Below are 18,749 nucleotides of genomic sequence, written 5' to 3' on the forward strand. Positions count from 1 at the left end.
TTGATACCAATTCAACCTCTCTTTTTCTTATAATTCCTGTAATAAATAACGGAAGAGTTCTAAATTCCCTTTTTCTTCATTGACCAAGTATTCTGGATGCCACTGCAAGCCCATAATGCGATGACCATCTACTGCTTCAATGGCTTCGATGGTGTGATCGCGCGGATCAAAGGCGGTCGCACGGAAATTCGGTGCGAGATCCTTGATACTTTGACGGTGCACGGAATTAATTCGACTGGCCTGCCCAAAAAGTTGCTCTACCACACTACCTTTTTTAGTCTCTATAGAATGGGAAGTCCCAAACGGAAGTCCTTGCCAATGCCCTTCGATCTCTTGGTTGAGTGTTCCTCCAAAAGCCACATTGATCAACTGAACCCCACGGCAGATTCCTAGAACCGGTTTGTTTTGGCGAACCGCTTCCTTCAGTAGGGCAAGCTCAAATTGGTCCCGTTCGATATTGTAATCGTCGCTCTCGATCGTTTTTTCTTCACCATAAAGACTCGGGTCCACATTTTGGCCCCCACTTAAGATCAATTTGTCAATCGTTTCAACATAGTCCTTAACTAAGGAAGGATCCCCCATCGGGATGACCATTGGAAGCCCGCCTGCTTGACGAATCCCTTCTGCAAACTGACTAGATACGGAGGAATGAAGGTTTTTCCCTTCTGGGTCCACCGGACAGAGATTAGCGGATACTCCAACAATTGTTCTGCACATATTCATTCCTCCTTCATTTTAACTACTACTTATCTTACCACCCATTAGTGATAGTGTCTAATATGTATTTTTAAAGGAGATGATAAATAATATTTATCGCGTAAAAAAACAGGTTTGTCTAGCGGGGCTAGAACAAAACCTGTTTTAGAAATTAATTTTCACGTTTTTTGTAAACCAAGGCGCTTCCAGTTACTGCCAAAGCAAGTCCTGCAGCTACTAGTCCCTCACTCACTGTTTCACCTGTAGAAGGAAGAGTATGTTTCTTCTCTTCTTTTGGTTGACTTCCAGAAGGCTTATCACCTTTTGGTTTATCTGTTGATGGAGTAGTTGGTGGAGTTGGAGGAGTAGTTGGCGGGGTCGGAGGTGTCGGAGGAGTTAGTTCATTAACTACATTTCCTTTATCTACAACCAAGTCTGTAGCTTGTACATAGTCTTCCGCTGTGACAGTGATTGGATTCGTTAATAGTTGATAGCCAGTTGGTGCTGTTAACTCCTTGATGACATAATCTCTTGCTTCAAATCCTTTGAAGATGACAAGGCCATTGGCATCTGAGGTCGCAGTTGCTTGACCTTCGCCGTATGGGTTGGCAACTGGAGTTGTACCATCTGCCTCAAAGAGTCCAAAGACAGCTCCTGCAAGTGCTTTACCTTCTTTATTCACCTTATGCAATTGGATGTTGTAAAGTTTTAACTCAGGTTTGTCAACTGTCGGAGGAGTTGGTGGAATCGCAGTGAACGGTTTATTGACTACTTTTCCTTGATCAAGCACCTGGTCAGTTGAGGCAATCAATTGACTAGCTGAAACAGTAATTGCTTCTTCAGAAAGTTGGTAGCCTTCTGGAGCAGTGATTTCTTTCACAACATAATCCTTGGCTACAAGTCCTGTAAAGGTAACGAGGCCATTGGCATCTGAGGTCGCAGTCGCTTGACCTTCTCCATATGGGTTGGCAACTGGAGTTGTACCATCTGCCTCAAAGAGTCCAAAGACGGCTCCAACAAGTGGTTTTCCTTCATTGTTGACTTTATGTAATTGAATGCTATAAAGTTTCAATTCAGGTTTGTCAACAGTTGGAGGAGTTGGCGGAATTGAAGTGAATGGTTTGTTGACCACTGTTCCTTTGTCTACGACGAGGTTAGTCGCAGCTTTCAACTCGCTAGCAGAAACTTTAATCACATCTGTTGATAGTTGATAACCTTCTGGAGCTGTAAGCTCTCTCACTACATAATCTTTTGCTTCAAATCCTGTAAAGGTAACCAGACCATTGGCATCTGAGGTCGCGGTCGCTTGACCTTCTCCATATGGGTTGGCAACTGGAGTTGTACTATCTGCCTCAAAGAGTCCAAAGATAGCTCCAACAAGTGGTTTCCCTTCATTGTTGACTTTGTGTAATTGAATGCTGTAGAGTTTCAATTCAGGTTTATCAACAGTCGGTGGTGTTGGTGGGATTGAAGTATATGGTTTATTCACCACATTTCCTTTATCCACTGCCAAGTCTGCCGAAGCTGTCAATTCAGCTTCAGAAACGGTGATTGAAGCAGTTGAAAGTTGGTAACCTTCTGGCGCTGTCAATTCTTTGACCACATAATCTTTCGCTGCAAATCCTACAAAGCTGACAAGACCGCTCGCATCTGAAGTTGCTGTCGCTTGGCCTTCACCGTATGGATTAGCTACCGGGGTTGTACCATCTGCTTCAAAGAGGCCGAAGACAGCTCCTGCTAGAGCTTGGCCTTCACCATTAACCTTGTGAAGTTGGATGGTATAAAGCTTAGCTTCAGGTTTATCGACAGTCGGTGGTGTTGGCGGGATTTCACTCGTCACAAAAGTATTGATAAAGGATTTCTTTTCACCATAGGCCACTGTAGCGTTGATGGTATTGCTTGCTTCATCTTTCGTAACCGTTACTGTCACTTCGATGCTAGCTTGATCGTAGGTCATTCCTTTTTCTTGAGTTGTAGGGATCACTTCCTTAATCGTGTAGTGGAACGTTTTTCCTGCATCTTCTTGTGAATAAGAAATTTCATCAAAGGCTACAGAACCATCTGCAGCATTTTGTTTTGTTTGAAGGACTTTTCCAGCTTCATCCAACAAGGTAAAGCTGAATTCACCATCCTTCAAGGCACGGCCTTCCAAAATCTTGCTTGCTGAAATCTGAGCTTTTGCTGGACTTGGAGCTGAGTAAGTATTTGTAAAGACCTTGCTTTCTGGATAGACAACTGTTGCTTTTAGGTTGTTTCCATCTTTTGTTACCTTAACGGTGACTTGTTTTTCAGAAGTATCGTATGTGATACCTGGGGTAGTTCCCTTCACTTCCTTCACAGTATAAGTGTGTTCTCCTTCTGCTGTGTAAGGAATCGCATCAAAGCTTACTTTGCCAGATTTGTTGGTGACAGTTTGAAGTTTGTTTGCACCTTCATACAATTCAAAGCTAAACTCACCGTCTACCAAGTCACGACCTGTCAACTCTTTATCCAACTCAATTGTTGCAGTCGTTGCGTTTGGTGTGAAGGCATTGGTAAATGTTTTGCTTTCTGGATAGATAACTTCTGCTTTCAAAGCCTCTCCATTACGAGTGACTTTAACAGTTACTTGTTTTTCGGAAGCATCGTAAGTAATAGTCGCATTATCGCCTTTGACTTCCTTCACAGTATAAGTGTGTTCACCTTCTGCTGTGTAAGAAATCGCATCAAAGCTTACTTTGCCAGCTTTGTTAGTAACAGTTTGAAGCTTGTTTGTACCTTCGTACAATTCAAAACTAAACTCACCGTCTACCAAGTCACGACCTGTCAACTTTTTATCCAACTCAATTGTTGCATTCGCCGCCTTTGGGGTGAAGGCATTGGTAAATGTTTTGCTTTCTGGATAGACGACTTCTGCCTGCAAGGCATTTGCAACACGAGTAACCTTAATAGTCACTTGTTTTTCGGAAGCATCGTAAGTAATAGTCGCATTATCGCCTTTGACCTCTTTCACAGTATAAGTGTGTTCACCTTCTGCTGTGAACTCAATCGGCTCGAATGTAATTTTCCCGCTTTGGTTAGTCGTTGTTTGAAGCTTGTTTGCACCTTCGTACAATTCAAAGCTAAACTCGCCGTCTACCAAGTCACGACCTGTAAGAACTTTATCCAGCTCAATAACAGCTTGGGTTTTGGCCGGCTTCTCTTTCTTGTTTATAATGGTTTTGCTAACAGGTTTCGTTGGTGTCGTAAATTCACTAGCTTCAACAATTGTATCTTCTGCCAACTCATACCCTTCCGGAGCTTGAATTTCTTTGATGATGTATTTATCTCTCAAGAGTTCCTTAAGGCTAAATTCACCTTTAGCATCTGATTCAAACTCACCTAATACTTGGCCAGTTGCTTGACGGATAACTTGGAATTTCGCACCTTTCAGCGGTCCGTTACTTTCGTCAACTTTATGAACTTGAATGCCGAAGGCATAACCAACACCTTCACCACCCGCGATTTGGATATTTACTTTACTATTTGAATCGTATGGTTTTTTATTATCCCCTACGATAGTCGCCTTATTTTTGATCACCTCACGGTCAACCGCATCATAGTTAACAACTGCTTCATATTCAACTGCAAAGTGATCGTTAGCAGAAATGTTCCCTAGATTAATCGTAAATGTAGTATCTGTTGCATTTACAGTGTATTGAGAGGTGACATCTGTTTTGTTTTTAAGTTGCCATGTTCCAGTGCTGTAATCCCAAGTACCTTTGTAGATCTTAAAGCTACCAGCCTTGTAGGTGACACCTGGTGATTCCATAGAATCTGAAAGAACTGCATTGCTGATTGCCTCGTTGGTCCTATTTACAGAAATACGAAAACCTAGACTCTTGTGATCTCCATTATCCCAACCAGATTTGATAATAGTATACCGTTTACCTTCTCCGACAGTCCCACTTTTTACTGTACCATCGAATTTCACTTTGTTATTAACAGAGACCTTAACTGGCGCATTACCATCATTTGGAAACTTATCTTTATTAACACCAGCATAGAAGAAGAACGAACCTGAAATATCATTTTTCTCTTCAACAAACTTTGTGAATGTCAAGACAATTTTACCAGTAGTTGCATCAACCTTTGCGTTAGCGATCAATTTACCAGTAATGGAGTCATTAATTTCAAAATCCTGCGATTTGATGTCAATTGGAGAAGCAATAACTACTTCCGTCGTATCTCCTGCTTTAACGTTTTTTCCTTCCAAAGCAAACTTTGCATTAAGACGGAAAGTATCGTATCTTCCAAGCGGAGCTGTTAAATCCCCGCCATCATTGTTTTGAACTTTTACATCCGTGATAACATCCACTTTTTTAGATGTTTCTGCATTTACCTTTTTAGAAAAAAGCGTAAAGCATACTATCAATAATGAAAGCATCATCAATAGATATATTGCCAATTTTTTCATTTTATCTCCCCTTATATTCATAATAATAGGCAAAAAATATTATATCACAAATTAGTAGTAATGCAAGTAAAAGGTAGCTTTTTTTTATTTAGCATCTTGTCAAAATGAAATATCTTCACAAAACAATTGATAGTTATACAAGTTTTTTTACCTATATTATGTTAAAATAGAGAGGAAAATAGAATCATCTTCAAGGCCCTTTTGAGGCGGTTTTGAAGAGGCAAGTCCTAGATTTATAGCCTTGCTTAAAAATAGACATAGAAATGGAAGATACAATGGAAAAACAAACCGTTGCAGTATTGGGTCCTGGTTCATGGGGAACAGCCCTTTCACAAGTCCTCAATGATAACGGCCATGAAGTCCGTCTCTGGGGAAATATCCAAGAACAGATCGATGAAATCAACACTGATCATACCAATCAGCGCTATTTTAAAGACATCGTTATTAGCGATCAAATTACAGCTACGACCGATCTAAAAGCAGCCTTGGACAGTGTAGATGCCATCCTCTTTGTGGTCCCGACTAAGGTAACCCGCTTGGTAGCTAAACAAGTCGCTGAGACACTGGATCATCCTGTAACAGTTATGCACGCATCTAAAGGGCTAGAACCCGGTACACATGATCGAATTTCTCAGATCCTTGAGGAAGAGATCCCTGCTTCTCTTCGCAGTGAGATTGTGGTTGTTTCTGGTCCGAGCCATGCTGAAGAAACCATTGTCCGTGATATCACTCTCATCACAGCCGCTTCAAAAGATCTAGAAGTTGCACGCTATGTTCAAGAACTCTTTAGCAACCACTATTTCCGCCTTTATACCAATACCGATGTCATCGGGGTGGAAACAGCTGGTGCCTTGAAAAATATCATCGCTGTTGGAGCTGGAGCCTTACATGGACTTGGATACGGGGACAATGCCAAAGCAGCTATCATCACGCGCGGTTTGGCTGAGATCACCCGCCTGGGAGTGAAGCTCGGGGCCAGCCCTTTGACCTACAGTGGCTTGTCTGGTGTCGGAGACTTGATCGTTACTGGAACGTCTGTCCATTCCCGCAACTGGCGTGCTGGGGATGCGCTTGGACGTGGTGAAAAATTAGAAGACATTGAAGCCAATATGGGCATGATCATTGAAGGGATTTCTACAACCAAAGTCGCCTATGAACTCGCACAAGAGTTGGACGTCTATATGCCGATCACACAGGCCATTTACCAAGTCATCTACGAAGGGCAAGATATCCGAGAGGCCATCCACAACATGATGAGCAATGAATTTAAAGAAGAAAATGAGTGGAAATAAGTCAACCACTCTCTTATCAATCATACCTTTTAGAAAGGAATCTATATGACTAAAGTTAGAAAAGCAGTCATTCCTGCAGCTGGCTTGGGGACCCGCTTCCTCCCAGCTACCAAAGCTTTGGCAAAGGAAATGTTGCCAATCGTTGACAAACCTACGATCCAATTTATCGTAGAGGAAGCTCTCAAATCAGGTATCGAGGACATTCTGGTCGTAACAGGGAAATCAAAACGTTCGATCGAAGACCATTTCGACTCAAACTTTGAACTTGAGTACAACCTCAAGGAAAAAGGGAAAAATGATCTTTTACGATTAGTAGACGAAACAACAGGCATGCGCCTCCACTTCATTCGTCAAAAACATCCTCGTGGACTTGGAGATGCAGTTTTACAAGCTAAAGCTTTTGTTGGAAATGAACCCTTCGTCGTAATGCTTGGAGATGACCTCATGGATATCACGGATGACAGAGCCACCACGCTCACCAAGCAATTGATGAATGACTATGACGAAACACACGCTTCAACCATTGCTGTCATGAAAGTTCCCCATGAAGAAGTTTCTGCCTATGGAGTCATCGCTCCTCAAGGAGAAGGAATCAACGGACTGTATAGCGTTGAAACCTTTGTCGAAAAACCAGCACCCGAAGAGGCACCAAGTGACCTTGCCATTATCGGACGCTACCTGCTAACTCCTGAAATCTTCCAAATTTTGGAAAATCAAGAGCCCGGTGCTGGAAACGAAATCCAGTTGACCGATGCCATTGATACTTTGAACAAGACCCAACGAGTCTTTGCCCGTGAATTCAAGGGACGGCGCTACGATGTAGGAGACAAGTTTGGGTTCATGAAAACATCTATTGATTATGCCTTGAAACACCCACAGGTTAAAGATGATCTCAAACAATACATCATCAACCTTGGAAAACAATTAGAAGAAAAAGGAAAAGTGACCAAGGAGTAAAAAATACTCACCACGACTTTTCGACTATGAAGGAAAGAGACCGGACTAACCGTCCGGCCTCTTTTCATTTCTTAAAAAATTGCTTTTTAGACTTTGTTATGTTTGCGTTTTTCTACATAGAAGGCAAATCCAAGGGCACTAATCAAGACACCGCCGATGATACCAACCATTGAAATGGTTTGTCCAGTAGATGGCAATTTCTTGCTTTCTATTTTTTCTTCTACCTTAGTTGCCGATTTGTAGACAACGCCATAAGATGAGAAGTGATTGGTTGTGAAGGTTACCTTGCTCTTGTCTTCATTCAAGCTGAACTGGTAGGTTTCAACCTTGCCATCTTCTCCAATACCTACAACCGATTCTACTTCTTTCTTAGGATCAACTGGCATGGTCACTACAGTTGGGCTGAATTGATGAACAGGGCCATTTTGATTTGACAATTGAATGTCGTAAATCTGATAGTCTTTATCTTTGAGGGCTTGTACATCCTTCAATACAGAAGCTGCCAAATTAAAGCCACCTTGGGCAAAGTCTGGATTTTGTAAAGTGATTCCAGTAACAGGATCTACTAAAATGTAGGAATTCGTAGGAAGAACTGGACGATTGTTTGTAGTTGGAGCAGGGACAATCGTAGTTGGATGAGTTACATCCTTGCTTGGTTCAGTAGTTGTAGTTGTAGTTTCATCCTTACTTGGATCAGTACTTGGTTCAGTTGGCTTGGTTTCATCCTCGCTTGGCTTAGTACTTGGTTCGCTTGGCTTGATTTCATCCTCGCTTGGCTTAGCACTTGGTTCGCTTGGCTTGATTTCGTCCGTACTTGGATCGGTACTTGGCTCAGTTGGCTTGGTTTCATCCTTGCTTGGATCAGTACTCGGTTCGCTTGGCTTGATTTCGTCCGTACTTGGCTCAGTACTTGGCTCAGTTGGCTTGGTTTCATCCTCGCTTGGCTTAGTACTTGGTTCGCTTGGCTTAATTTCGTCCTTACTTGGATCGGTACTTGGCTCAGTTGGCTTGGTTTCATCCTTGCTTGGATCAGTACTCGGTTTGCTTGGCTTAATTTCGTCCTTACTTGGCTCAGTACTTGGTTCGCTTGGTTTGCTTGCGTCCGTTGGTTCCTTGTAATCATCTGGAAGAGATGCCCGATACGGATCATCTGTTCTACCCGCTTCTTTCAAGGTTGCTGAAAGCTCAGCTTCGTATTGTTTAAATTGTTTGAAAAGACGTTCAGAACGCGCTATTGATTCAGCAGTTACTTGATCTTCTGCCCCTTTTGCAGCTGCTTCATCAGCTTTCAAGGCAGCGTATTTTGCATCGCTCACTTTTTGTTCTATAATGAGCTGTTCTTCTAGTGCTTTCCAGTGATTTTGGATAGATTTTCCGAATAGATCTTGGTTATGGATGGCCATTTGGTCGATGTGCCAAACTGTCCAATACCATGAATTTGGATCATAAGTAGCTGTTTGAGGTTTAAAGGCTTCGTAAGTATCTTTTACATTTCCATAGAATGGAACATAAGGGGTATTCCGTGAAGGTCCCATGCCGAGCCATACAGTTCCACCAAATGATTTTGGAAGGTTTGGATTGATTTGATAGACATGGGCATCAATCACATTTTCATTTCCTAAAGCATACTTGTATTGGTCTTTACGAACAGTATCGTTGCTACCATCATCACCTTGTTTCTTAACACCAATTTGATCATCTGGTACAAAGCGTCCATTTAAGTGTTCAAAACGATTCCGTTGCAAAGCAAAAGCATCTTCTAAGGTGTATTTTTTGTTTGGATCGGTTGGTGAACGGAAGAGCTCATACTCATCATCCTCATAAGTGACTTTAGAGTCTGGATCTAGTAAGGTGATACCTGCATAGGTCCGTGAGCGGTCCCCTTCAGCATATTTTTCTGGTCCATAAGATTTAGCAATATGGAAATTGCCATCTTTATCAGTCTTGTAGTTGCCAGATTCCTTGGCTACTTTTTCTACATCTTTAGAGGCAATGACATTTTCAGTGTCATTCAAGTCTACATGGCCAAGGTAGTAGGTATTGGCAAAAACTGCATATTTATCTTCTGGCACCTTCACCGCTACATATTGGTGACCAGATAGAATTTCCATATACCAAGTTTCATTTTGGTCTGCAAAGACAACCACATTCCCTTCAGCTGAACCTTTTTCTTCGATGACTTTGGCCAGTAATTCAACCCCTTCACGGGCAGTCTTCACACGTGGCAAAATCACATCTAGCATAGCTGCTTCTGGTAGGCCATTCTCTTTCAAAGGATCCGTCGTCAAGACTTTCTTATTTGGGATTGCTGTTACTGTCGCAGTCATGGATACACCGGCTTCATTAAAACCGTGTTCCCCGAAAGCCCCGTTGCTACCGTCACCACGAGCAGAGTCATAAGTAGCTGTGTATTTCATTTCATTGACAGCATGCGGGTAGGTGAATCCGTTGGATTCATCCTCGATTTGATCTCCCTCATTATAGGTCTTGGCATCAACCACAACATAGTTTTTGTTGTGTTTTCCACCATTTGGATAATAAGGATAGTCCTCAGTCCGGCCAAACAGGGTCGTTCCATCCTTGGTCAACTGGCGACCAATGATAAATCCACAGCAGGCCTGAACGGCTTGAATTGGTAAGAGTAAGAACGTCATCGCTACCAAAGCTAGTTTAAACAACCATTTTTTCATGGCAAATCTCCTTTATGTTTGAATGTTCCTTTAGGAAAAAAGGTAGAATACCCGATTTTTTATACCTTAAGTCTATCTTTTTTCCACCTCTTTTGCAAGCGCTTTCTTCATTGAATGTTTATACTCTTTTATTCAGGACCTCCTAAGTTATCATCCTTCCAATACAGGATTCACTTACTTATCACAAGAATGTTATAATAAATATATATAATTACCGGTAATTTCATCAATTATCTGTTAGTTTACGATTTCGCTACATTTTTTAGTAAAAAAGAGGGAGTAGGAAAAAACTCCGTAAAATAAAAAAGATTGAAAAGGTTCTTCCAAACCTTTTCAATCTGCCCAGCCCCTTCTTAAAATAGGTTTAACAATTTGCCTAAAAAACAGAGGAATAGTAAGAGGTAAGACAAGGAGGCGCTGATCTGATAGCTTCGCTTCATAAAGAGGGCCTCCCCTCTTACTGGAAAGACATAAGCCAACATCACCCCAGCTACTAAGCCACCAATGTGGCCCGCCATACTGATGTCTGGCATAAAACTAAAGATCAGATTGACCACAATCAAGCTGGTATAGGACTGACTCAAGTGGCGAATATAGGGACTTTGGACAATAAAGCGCAGAGCGCCAATGGTCCCAAAAAGTCCAAAGAGGGCTGTAGAAGCGCCTGCTGCAATCACATCTGGCGTAAAAATAGCAACAAAGACATTGCCCATCATGCCTGATAAGAGATAAAGAGCTAAGAAAGCCTTGGAACCAAAGAGATCTTCTGCCAAACGTCCCAAGTAATAGAGGGTGATCATATTGAGCACAAAATGTTCTAGGCCGATATGAACAAAAGTAGCTGTCACTATTCGCCATAACTGGCTAGGATCGACTTTCACAGCCTCTCCAATAATACCACCGCTATAGTAAACAGCAGCACCCGTTTGGTAGTCGCCTCCAAATCGGATAAACATTGAAAGAAAAACTGCCGTTGTGACGAGCAACAAGATACTAGTCACAGGATAACGATGATCATAGAGTAATTTCATGGACTAGCACCTCCTGAACTGCTATATCAAATGTATTTGGCTGGAACTCCCCTTGCTGGATGGAATAAATGGTGCTGACTGTTTTTCCAGTAAAACCCTCTAAATAACGATCATAATAGCCACCACCATAGCCGATCCGATAGCCTTTAGATTGGAAAACCAAGCCCGGGACATGGATCAGATCAATCTCTGCTTTATCCACAACCTTGCCCTGTTCATTGGGCTCCAGCAAACCAAAGCGCGTTTTTTCCAAAATGTCAGGATCGTATTCCACAAATTCCATCCGACCTTGTGGATAGGTACGGGGAACACAGACGCGTTTTCCAAGTTGAAGAGCAGCTTGGATCAAGCCAGCTGTGGAAAATTCATGGTCAAAAGACAGATAGGTCGCAAGGGTCTTTGCCTCCTGAAAGGCTGGAAGCTCCAAGAGACGTTGAGTGAGCTGTTCATCTGCTTGAGTTTTCACGGATTCCGGCAACCGTTTCATGGCTGCGATGGTTTCTTTTCGTAGTGTTTTCTTCATTCCCTACTCCTTTTGTATAGCTTTAATTGTATCATTTTTTATGAAACATCCGAACAGTTTGCACACGAGAAAATAAAAATCCAACTCCAGGCGGAGTTGGAACAAACGCTTATTGGTTGGCTTTCACTTTCAAAAATTTACCAATGTTTTCCACAGCAAAGGGAAGGGCAGCCTCATTTGGGCTCATCTTCGGATGGTGCAGGGCATAAGGGGTATCAATTCCCAGCCAGAACATGACCCCAGGGACCTTGCTCAAGAGAAAGCCAAAGTCTTCTCCCGTCATCGCTGGCAAGATATCAATCAGGTTCACGTCTTCCTCAGCTGTGAAAAAGTCCATGAGTTCTTTGGCCAACTCTGGTTGGTTTTCCACAGGCAGGTAACCTCCTTGCTTGAGTTCCAGATCTAATTCTACATCAAAAGCGGCTGCAACCCCTTCCGCAATCGTTTTGACCCGTTTTTGAGTCAGGAGGTTCATCTCCATGGTCAAGGTTCGGATGGTCCCGTGAAGGAAGGCCGTTTCAGCAATCACATTATTGGTGGTTCCTGCATGCATGGAACCAAAGGTCACCACAGCACCTTCAATTGGATCAACATTTCGACTCACGACCGATTGGACTTGGGTAATGAAGTAAGAGGCTGCTACAAGAGCATCATTGGCCTCATGTGGAAAGGCAGCATGCCCTCCCTTTCCTGTAAAGGTGATCTTGACTTCACAGGTCCCTGCAAAAAGGGTACCGGTATTGGTCGCAATGTCCCCCACCTTCAAATCAGGGCGTACATGCAGACCATAAAATTCATCAGGGAGCCAGTCACCAAAAGCATTGTCCTTATACATGAGCATCCCACCTGCTTCATTTTCTTCAGCCGGTTGGAAGAGAAAGAGCAGGTTATTTTTTGGTTGCACTTGGACCAGTTGATCCAAAAGCCCGAGGGCTGTTGTCATGTGCATATCATGACCACAAGCATGCATCCGTCCTTCATGCTTAGAGGCAAAATCAAGGCCCGTTTGTTCCAAAATCGGTAAGCCATCGATATCCGTCCTCCAACCAATGGTTTTTTCAGGTGCAGCCCCATGGAGATAAACTAGGATCCCTGTCCGCCAAGTCCGTTTCTCTACAAACTCCTTGCCGGCTGTAATCTCTGCGATTCGCTCTAAGAGGTAGGCTTGGGTTTCAAATTCTTCCAGGCCAATTTCAGGGATTTGGTGCAAATCCCGTCTGATTTTGATTAAGTCCAATGTCATCGTTGTCTTCTTTCTATTAGAATAGGGAGTGGGAAAGAACTCTGATTAATTAAAAAGAGTTCGTTTTCCCACCCCCGCACAGTTGATTAGGTAGTCTTTGGAGCTTAATCAAGCGAACAAAGATGCCAATCAACCACTGCGTCATACAATTATTCCCTTTAAACACCAAAGGCTGGACACTTTTTGCCCGGCCTCTACTATCAATATGTTACAAATTACGCAAAGCGTCTTCCAAGGCTGTTTTTTGTTGTGTTTTTTCGTCAATTTCCTTGATGATGCGAGCTGGGACACCAGCTACAACCACATTTTCAGGGACATCTTGAGTAACGATCGCTCCAGCGGCAACGACTGAACCGTTTCCAACTTGAACTCCTTCGATCACAACAGCATTGGCACCGACCAAGACATTGTCCCCAATCCGAACAGGCTCCGCAGAAGCTGGCTCAATGACACCCGCAAGAACGGCACCCGCACCGATGTGGCTGTTTTTACCAACAGTGGCACGACCACCAAGGATAGCGCCCATATCAATCATGGTTCCTGCACCGATTTCAGCACCGATATTGATCACTGCTCCCATCATGACTACCGCATTGTCCTCAATCGTTACTTGATCACGGATAATAGCACCTGGTTCGATACGGGCATTCAGGTAGCGCTTGTCCAATAATGGGACAGCTGAATTACGACCATCTTGTTCTACCACATAATCCTTGTTCTCTGTTAAGTTGGCAAGAAGAGGCTCGATATCTTTCCAATCACCGAACAAAACATTGCCAAGTTTCGTAACAGAAGCAGGAACAGCTGTTGACAATTCCCCTTCAAAGGTTACTTTCACATTTGTTTTCTTTTCTGCATTTCCAATAAAAGCAATAATTTCTTGAGCAGACATTTTTTGTGCTGTCATAAGATTCTCCATTCATTTCAATTAAAGGTATTCATATTATACCACAATCCTAGTGGGATAAACACCTAAGGCGATGTGGATGTCGCCGAATCATCGAGACCCTTGATTTCACTGATAGTCCGATTACTTCCAAAACGAATAATGACTGATCGCGAATCAGAAAGTTTATAGTGAAAGGTTAAAAAAGACTCAGAACTCATTATACTCGACCAGGAAACACGGTTGGGGATTCCGACAGTATTCACAAGATCTGCATAGCTAGTTCCTATTTTAACACTCGCAAAATCCTCTCTGTTCAAACTGCCATTTTTATTGGCTAATTGCTCACTGTTTAAGTTCTCAAAATTAAGAGAAGATAGACGGTTACCAATCATATTTGAAAGCAAAACAGATACAGAAGAAGGGGATCCTTCAGCCTCATAATCCAAGCTTGTCATGAAAGGACCGACACTACCCTCTTGGTAGGTTTCTTCCCCACTACTAGCCTTGCCCAGTACAGCTACCACATCCTGCGGAGACAGATAAGTTGAAGAGGTACGGCCTTGATCCCCCTCACTTAAACCAGGAATCAGGGAAATCGCCTTCTCATAGGTCACTTGAAACTGAAATTCCCCCTCCGGAGCAATCAAGGTACTCGTGCCACTCTTCAAGGTTTCCTTTCTGACTCCATAAGACCGGCCAGTGCTTCCGTATTCACTAGTAGAAGAAGGATGTTCCTCTCTATGGATGCCTCCTGAAGGCATAAAAACAAATAATCCCACCATGGCCAATAAACCAAAAATAGCTGCAAGGAGAGAAGCTCCACTGCTTGAGGAAGAAGGATAGGCTCTCGCCGTATCCGATAGGACGTCCAGTCCAGTTTTTCTTGGTTCTTGGCGCCGGCCTCCTCCTAACGAAGCTAGATCTGCTTCTGAAATCAAGCGGGTCCCACCCTGGTGCTCTACTCTTTCCTCGCCCTTAGGGAACTGCTCTATTGCATCTTGTGTTGGTGGTTGTGATGTTAGCGGTCTGTCAGGAGAGTCTTCAACCAATACTTCGTTTTGCTCATCTATAGCTTTCTCAGTACCAAGCTCTGATTGGTCTTTTAGCTCCTCTACTTGCTTCACTGGTTCAGGAAAAATGGAGGAGTCTATCACTTCTGTCTCTTTTGGAAGCTTTTCTTCCAGCCTTTCATCCCTATTTTCAATGCTCTGGTTGGTTGAAGCGGAACTTTTCACTAGACTAGTTTCTTCTTCTAGCTGGCGTTTCGCAAATCGACTCTTGTGTTCATTTCGTAGGGTTGACCAGTCTTTCTTTCCCATTGTTCCCTCCTTAATTATTCTATAGCAAATTCATTCGGGCTGACCGTTTTTACGGTGCTGTAGGTGTCGAAGAAGAAGCTGGTGTGCTCGCTTCCACTTTAGGTGTGATATCCTTGATGGTTTGCCGGCTATCAAAATGGATGTGGACCGTTTGGGAATCAGCCAATCGATAAGTAAAGGTCGGTGCTTCACCGTAACCTAAAAGTCCGGACATATCTACCTCATCTGGAATCCCCACCGTATTAAGCAAATCTAAATAAGGCATCCCAACTTTGATATTAGTAAAATCGTCCTTCGTTAAACTGCCATTCTTATTTGCAAAACGATCACTTTTTAAGTGTTTCAAACTTAAAAAAGAAATCCTGTAATAGGCACCCATTTTTTCAAGGAGAACCTTCCCATATGCATCATCTGATTGGTAATCTAAGGTCAGCAAAAAAGGACTTGAACTGCTGTCACTATACGATGCCTCTCCACGGGTTGCTTTACCTAATGCTGCAACGATACCTTGCGGCGTAATCGTTCCAAAAGATGTCTTTTTTTCTTCTACTGCAAAATCAGGAATGAGAGACATGGCTTTTTCATAGGTTGTCTCAAATTGAACTTCCTTAGCAGATGCAACATAAGAACTATTTTCACTATTGAGATATTCTTTTCTGATACTATGCCGTGAAAAACTGTCAGCTCCATTGCTTGAGGAAGATGAAGAAAGAATCTTGTTGCCTGTGTTTTGAAGTACGAATACAAAGGCGACTAACAAGGCTAAGCATCCAAAAAATCCTAAAAGCGAACCGGTCCCTTCTTCTTTAGAAGAAGGTGAAGAACCAATAGTATCTGAATGACTTCTCATTTCTTGATGATTTTCCATCCCTAAAGAAGCTAGATCTTCTTCTGAAATCAAGCGAGTCCCACCCTGGTGAGATGAAGCCGCTTTTATGTCCGTCCGATGATTGTCCAATGATTTCTCCCTTCCTAAATCAAGACCAATTTTGAACCCTTTTTCTTCCATTCCATCACCACTTCTGGCTGACCTGGTATCTGATAACTCGCTCGATAACCCATTTCGCCATCTAGTAATTCCCCCCAGACCAAGCGTTGAGGATTTCCTAGCTTCTGAATGAGCTGGGCGAATTCTGTGCCTTTTTTGCCCTTTTCAGTAGTGATGTCTTTCTCACTGCTTGACTTCTCTGTTGCATCCAACAAATTCGTCGCATCCACCATCGTCAGGCGAAAACCTTTGGCCTGGTCCTGTTCAAACCATAGAGTGACACTTTTCTTGCCCTTATCTGACTGCTTGGCTGCATACGTCAAGACCAGAACAGTTTTATCCCCTTGAGCTGTTTTTGTGTACCGAACTTTTTGTGCTTTTCCCCATTTAGCTACAAGCGTTTCCAGGCGAGTCCCTGGTTGCTGACCTTGCTTAAGTCGGACTTTCAAATTTGCTACGGCTTCGATCGTCCACTGAAACTGCTTGACTTCTTGTTCATCAGTTACCAAATTCTGGTAATCTTTCGGCTGGAAATGGGTGAGTTTTTGAACCTCCTTAGTATCAGTCCCCTGCTCTTGCACCTGGATGGTTGCAATGGCAAGCAAGAGTCCTAGGAGCAAACACAAAAAGGGCAGTAAAAATTCTTTTTGATTTTTTTTTATCCATTCGATCATACACTTCACCCCTTCTTACTCAAACGATACTGACCACTCTGATCGCGTTCAAAGGTCAAAGAAACCAGCCCATCTGTTACCTGATAAGACAGGGCCAATACTTGTTTGTCCTTTATAGTGGTCAAACTAAGAGAATTGGGAAGGCCTGATCTTTTCAAGACGTCCTCTACTGCCGTTCCCTTTTCTTTCTTACCATCCAAGGGCTGATAGCTTGTAAAATCAGTCCGTTTCAAATTCTTTTTACTCTGATAGCGAGACGACTGGGGCGCAAACCCTTGAATGGCACTCAGATAAAAAGCACCCTCCTGCTTTTGGAATTCTATTGTAAAAGGATTAATCCCCTGGACAGCAGTCCCATAACCTAGCTGGACTTGTGCTCCAAAACTGGTTTCTTCTTGTGTAAAACTCTCTGCTTTCCCAAATTTCTTTACGAAGGCAGCCAAGGTCACCCAGTTCTTTCGAGTCTTGCTATCTTCCTTTGTAAGTTCTAACGATAAGAGGTCTTCTATTGCCAGTTCTTTGGTGGTTTTCCCAACATATTGTTGGCTTGTTTCTTGCATCTGAGGAAAGGTTAGTAAGCGATCTTTGGGCACGGTTTTAACCGGATGAATCATGAATACTAAGCAAGCACCGATCATAAAAGCTAGCAAAGCTATCCCAGCTTTTCGGAGGAGCCTTTTATGATTTTCTATCCATGTTTTCATTTCTTCCATCCTTTGTTCTCTTTCTATTCAAACTCCTTCTATTGTATAGAAAAATAGCGCATTTGTCTTGTCTTATCTGAAAGAAAAAAGGCTTGCGCCTCTTTCTTTTCTTATCCTGTTAATAGCTGTCTTTACTGCTCAAGAGGAAATCCCCATTGGATTGGCGAACAAAGGTCAAATCCACATAGTCCCCATTTTTCTTTTTGAAGTCCATGAGCATTTCCACCTTGCCTGAATAATCAGATGCTCTCACACTCAGATTGACACCATCCCCGTATTTATCCAAGAGCTCTTTATAAGAAGTGCCTCCAACACCTGTCTCACTATCTCCAACTTTTAAGCCATCTGCAAAATTATCCTCTACTATGAGATCTTTCTCATACTGATTGAATTCAAACTTAGAAAGCTGCAATTGTTTCCCATTCTTAGTATAAATGGCTCTGACCTCTTTATTATAAGAGCTATTATCCCAGTTTAATTTCAACTCTCCATCATCAAATTGAACAGCATTCGCTTTCCCATAAGCCTCTACCATTTCTTCAGGACTCATCCCATCATCTTCTCCAGTCAGAAATTGAAGTTTCTCGACATCTGACTGCTCCCAGCTAAAATTGGACTCTGCATCTTCAGAAGTCAATTGCTCCAAATCAATAGTATAAGGAGAACCTGACTTGTCAGCTGATAAAGAGGTGTCCTGCTTTCTTGCTTGAGAGCTACTAGGAGCGGCTTGGCCGATGAGATAGCCACTAATACCACCGATTAAGAGACCTACTAAAATGCCAAGCGCAAAACGAATAGCCTTTTTATCTGCCGGATCCATCGGTTTTCGGACAGGAGGAGTTTGCTGGATCTGGATAGCTGGACCAGGCTGTGCTTGTGAATCAGCTCGTTCAGAAGCAAGACTGTAAGGAGCTTCAGCTACAGGCTGGAATGGAGGAATAGACTGGGGAGGAGCAACTGCTTGCAGATCTTTTTCGACAGTTGGTTCACCCACATCTGGGATCTCGACGGTGTCTGAAATAGCTGCTTCCGTTGTTTCTTCCTTCATTTCTGTCGCTGGCATCCCTGGTATTCCCCCTGGTTCCGAAACGACGACATCTTCTGATGCTTCTTTTGGGACAAAGGCTGGCGCAGCTACATCAAAATGAGGCGCTCCATCCAACGGAGCATCGTTTATCAATTTTTCTTGATCTTTCTCTGACATTTCAGGTTCTCCTTTTTATTCTTCTCTTCTACTATAACATAAAACCAACCTAGGACCAACTCCAATCTATAGGGAGCAAAAAAACGACCTCTTTCGAGATCGTT

At 42.8% G+C, this 18,749-nt stretch carries 14 protein-coding genes; 2 read left to right on the forward strand and 12 right to left on the reverse strand.

Going from position 1 to position 18,749, the window contains the following annotated elements; translation table 11 throughout:
* Window positions 1-27: 27 nt before the first annotated feature.
* Window positions 28-717, reverse strand: coding sequence for a gamma-glutamyl-gamma-aminobutyrate hydrolase family protein (locus tag HMPREF9186_RS05430; RefSeq protein ID WP_003002057.1), 690 nt, complete (start codon window positions 715-717; stop codon window positions 28-30).
* 151 nt (window positions 718-868) lie between these two features.
* Window positions 869-5,131, reverse strand: a complete 4,263-nt coding sequence (locus HMPREF9186_RS11145) for a SpaA isopeptide-forming pilin-related protein (RefSeq protein WP_009731799.1) — start codon at window positions 5,129-5,131, stop codon at window positions 869-871.
* Window positions 5,132-5,406: 275 nt separating this feature from the next.
* Between HMPREF9186_RS11145 and HMPREF9186_RS05445 the strand changes: the two genes are divergently transcribed.
* Together HMPREF9186_RS05445 and galU are read left to right on the forward strand one after the other, a co-directional pair.
* Entirely contained in the window at window positions 5,407-6,423 is a 1,017-nt protein-coding gene (locus HMPREF9186_RS05445) for an NAD(P)H-dependent glycerol-3-phosphate dehydrogenase (protein ID WP_009731800.1), read from the forward strand.
* Window positions 6,424-6,468: 45 nt separating this feature from the next.
* The gene (gene galU / locus HMPREF9186_RS05450) at window positions 6,469-7,380 is read left to right on the forward strand and encodes a UTP--glucose-1-phosphate uridylyltransferase GalU (protein WP_009731801.1); all 912 of its coding nucleotides are present in this window, start codon (window positions 6,469-6,471) and stop codon (window positions 7,378-7,380) included.
* 86 nt (window positions 7,381-7,466) lie between these two features.
* Here galU and HMPREF9186_RS11680 read toward each other — a convergent pair whose 3' ends face one another.
* The 10 genes from HMPREF9186_RS11680 to HMPREF9186_RS05500 form a co-directional block, all read right to left on the reverse strand.
* Window positions 7,467-10,070, reverse strand: a complete 2,604-nt coding sequence (locus HMPREF9186_RS11680; RefSeq protein WP_009731802.1) for a C69 family dipeptidase — start codon at window positions 10,068-10,070, stop codon at window positions 7,467-7,469.
* A gap of 353 nt (window positions 10,071-10,423) precedes the next feature.
* Window positions 10,424-11,101, reverse strand: a complete 678-nt coding sequence (locus HMPREF9186_RS05460; RefSeq protein ID WP_009731803.1) for a rhomboid family intramembrane serine protease — start codon at window positions 11,099-11,101, stop codon at window positions 10,424-10,426.
* Window positions 11,085-11,624 carry a 5-formyltetrahydrofolate cyclo-ligase gene (locus HMPREF9186_RS05465; RefSeq protein WP_009731804.1) on the reverse strand — a complete coding sequence of 180 codons (540 nt, stop codon included), beginning with the start codon at window positions 11,622-11,624 and terminating at the stop codon, window positions 11,085-11,087. Before HMPREF9186_RS05465 ends, HMPREF9186_RS05460 begins: the two co-directional genes overlap by 17 nt.
* 109 nt (window positions 11,625-11,733) lie before the next feature.
* Window positions 11,734-12,867, reverse strand: a complete 1,134-nt coding sequence (locus HMPREF9186_RS05470; protein ID WP_009731805.1) for an N-acetyldiaminopimelate deacetylase — start codon at window positions 12,865-12,867, stop codon at window positions 11,734-11,736.
* Between the two features lie 208 nt (window positions 12,868-13,075).
* Complete coding sequence (dapD, locus tag HMPREF9186_RS05475) at window positions 13,076-13,774, reverse strand: 2,3,4,5-tetrahydropyridine-2,6-dicarboxylate N-acetyltransferase (RefSeq protein ID WP_009731806.1); 699 nt, start codon at window positions 13,772-13,774, stop codon at window positions 13,076-13,078.
* A gap of 65 nt (window positions 13,775-13,839) precedes the next feature.
* Window positions 13,840-15,075: a hypothetical protein gene (locus HMPREF9186_RS05480; RefSeq protein ID WP_009731807.1), complete on the reverse strand. Its 1,236-nt coding sequence runs from the start codon at window positions 15,073-15,075 to the stop codon at window positions 13,840-13,842.
* A gap of 49 nt (window positions 15,076-15,124) precedes the next feature.
* Window positions 15,125-16,084, reverse strand: coding sequence for a hypothetical protein (locus HMPREF9186_RS05485; RefSeq protein ID WP_009731808.1), 960 nt, complete (start codon window positions 16,082-16,084; stop codon window positions 15,125-15,127).
* Window positions 16,048-16,737: a hypothetical protein gene (locus HMPREF9186_RS05490; protein WP_009731809.1), complete on the reverse strand. Its 690-nt coding sequence runs from the start codon at window positions 16,735-16,737 to the stop codon at window positions 16,048-16,050. The genes HMPREF9186_RS05485 and HMPREF9186_RS05490 overlap by 37 nt, the downstream gene beginning before the upstream one ends.
* 5 nt (window positions 16,738-16,742) lie before the next feature.
* Window positions 16,743-17,441, reverse strand: a complete 699-nt coding sequence (locus HMPREF9186_RS05495) for a hypothetical protein (RefSeq protein ID WP_009731810.1) — start codon at window positions 17,439-17,441, stop codon at window positions 16,743-16,745.
* A gap of 118 nt (window positions 17,442-17,559) precedes the next feature.
* Entirely contained in the window at window positions 17,560-18,645 is a 1,086-nt protein-coding gene (locus tag HMPREF9186_RS05500; protein WP_009731811.1) for a hypothetical protein, read from the reverse strand.
* Between the last annotated feature and the right edge of the window lie 104 nt (window positions 18,646-18,749).

This window comes from Streptococcus sp. F0442 (assembly GCF_000314795.2).
Lineage (GTDB): Bacteria > Bacillota > Bacilli > Lactobacillales > Streptococcaceae > Streptococcus.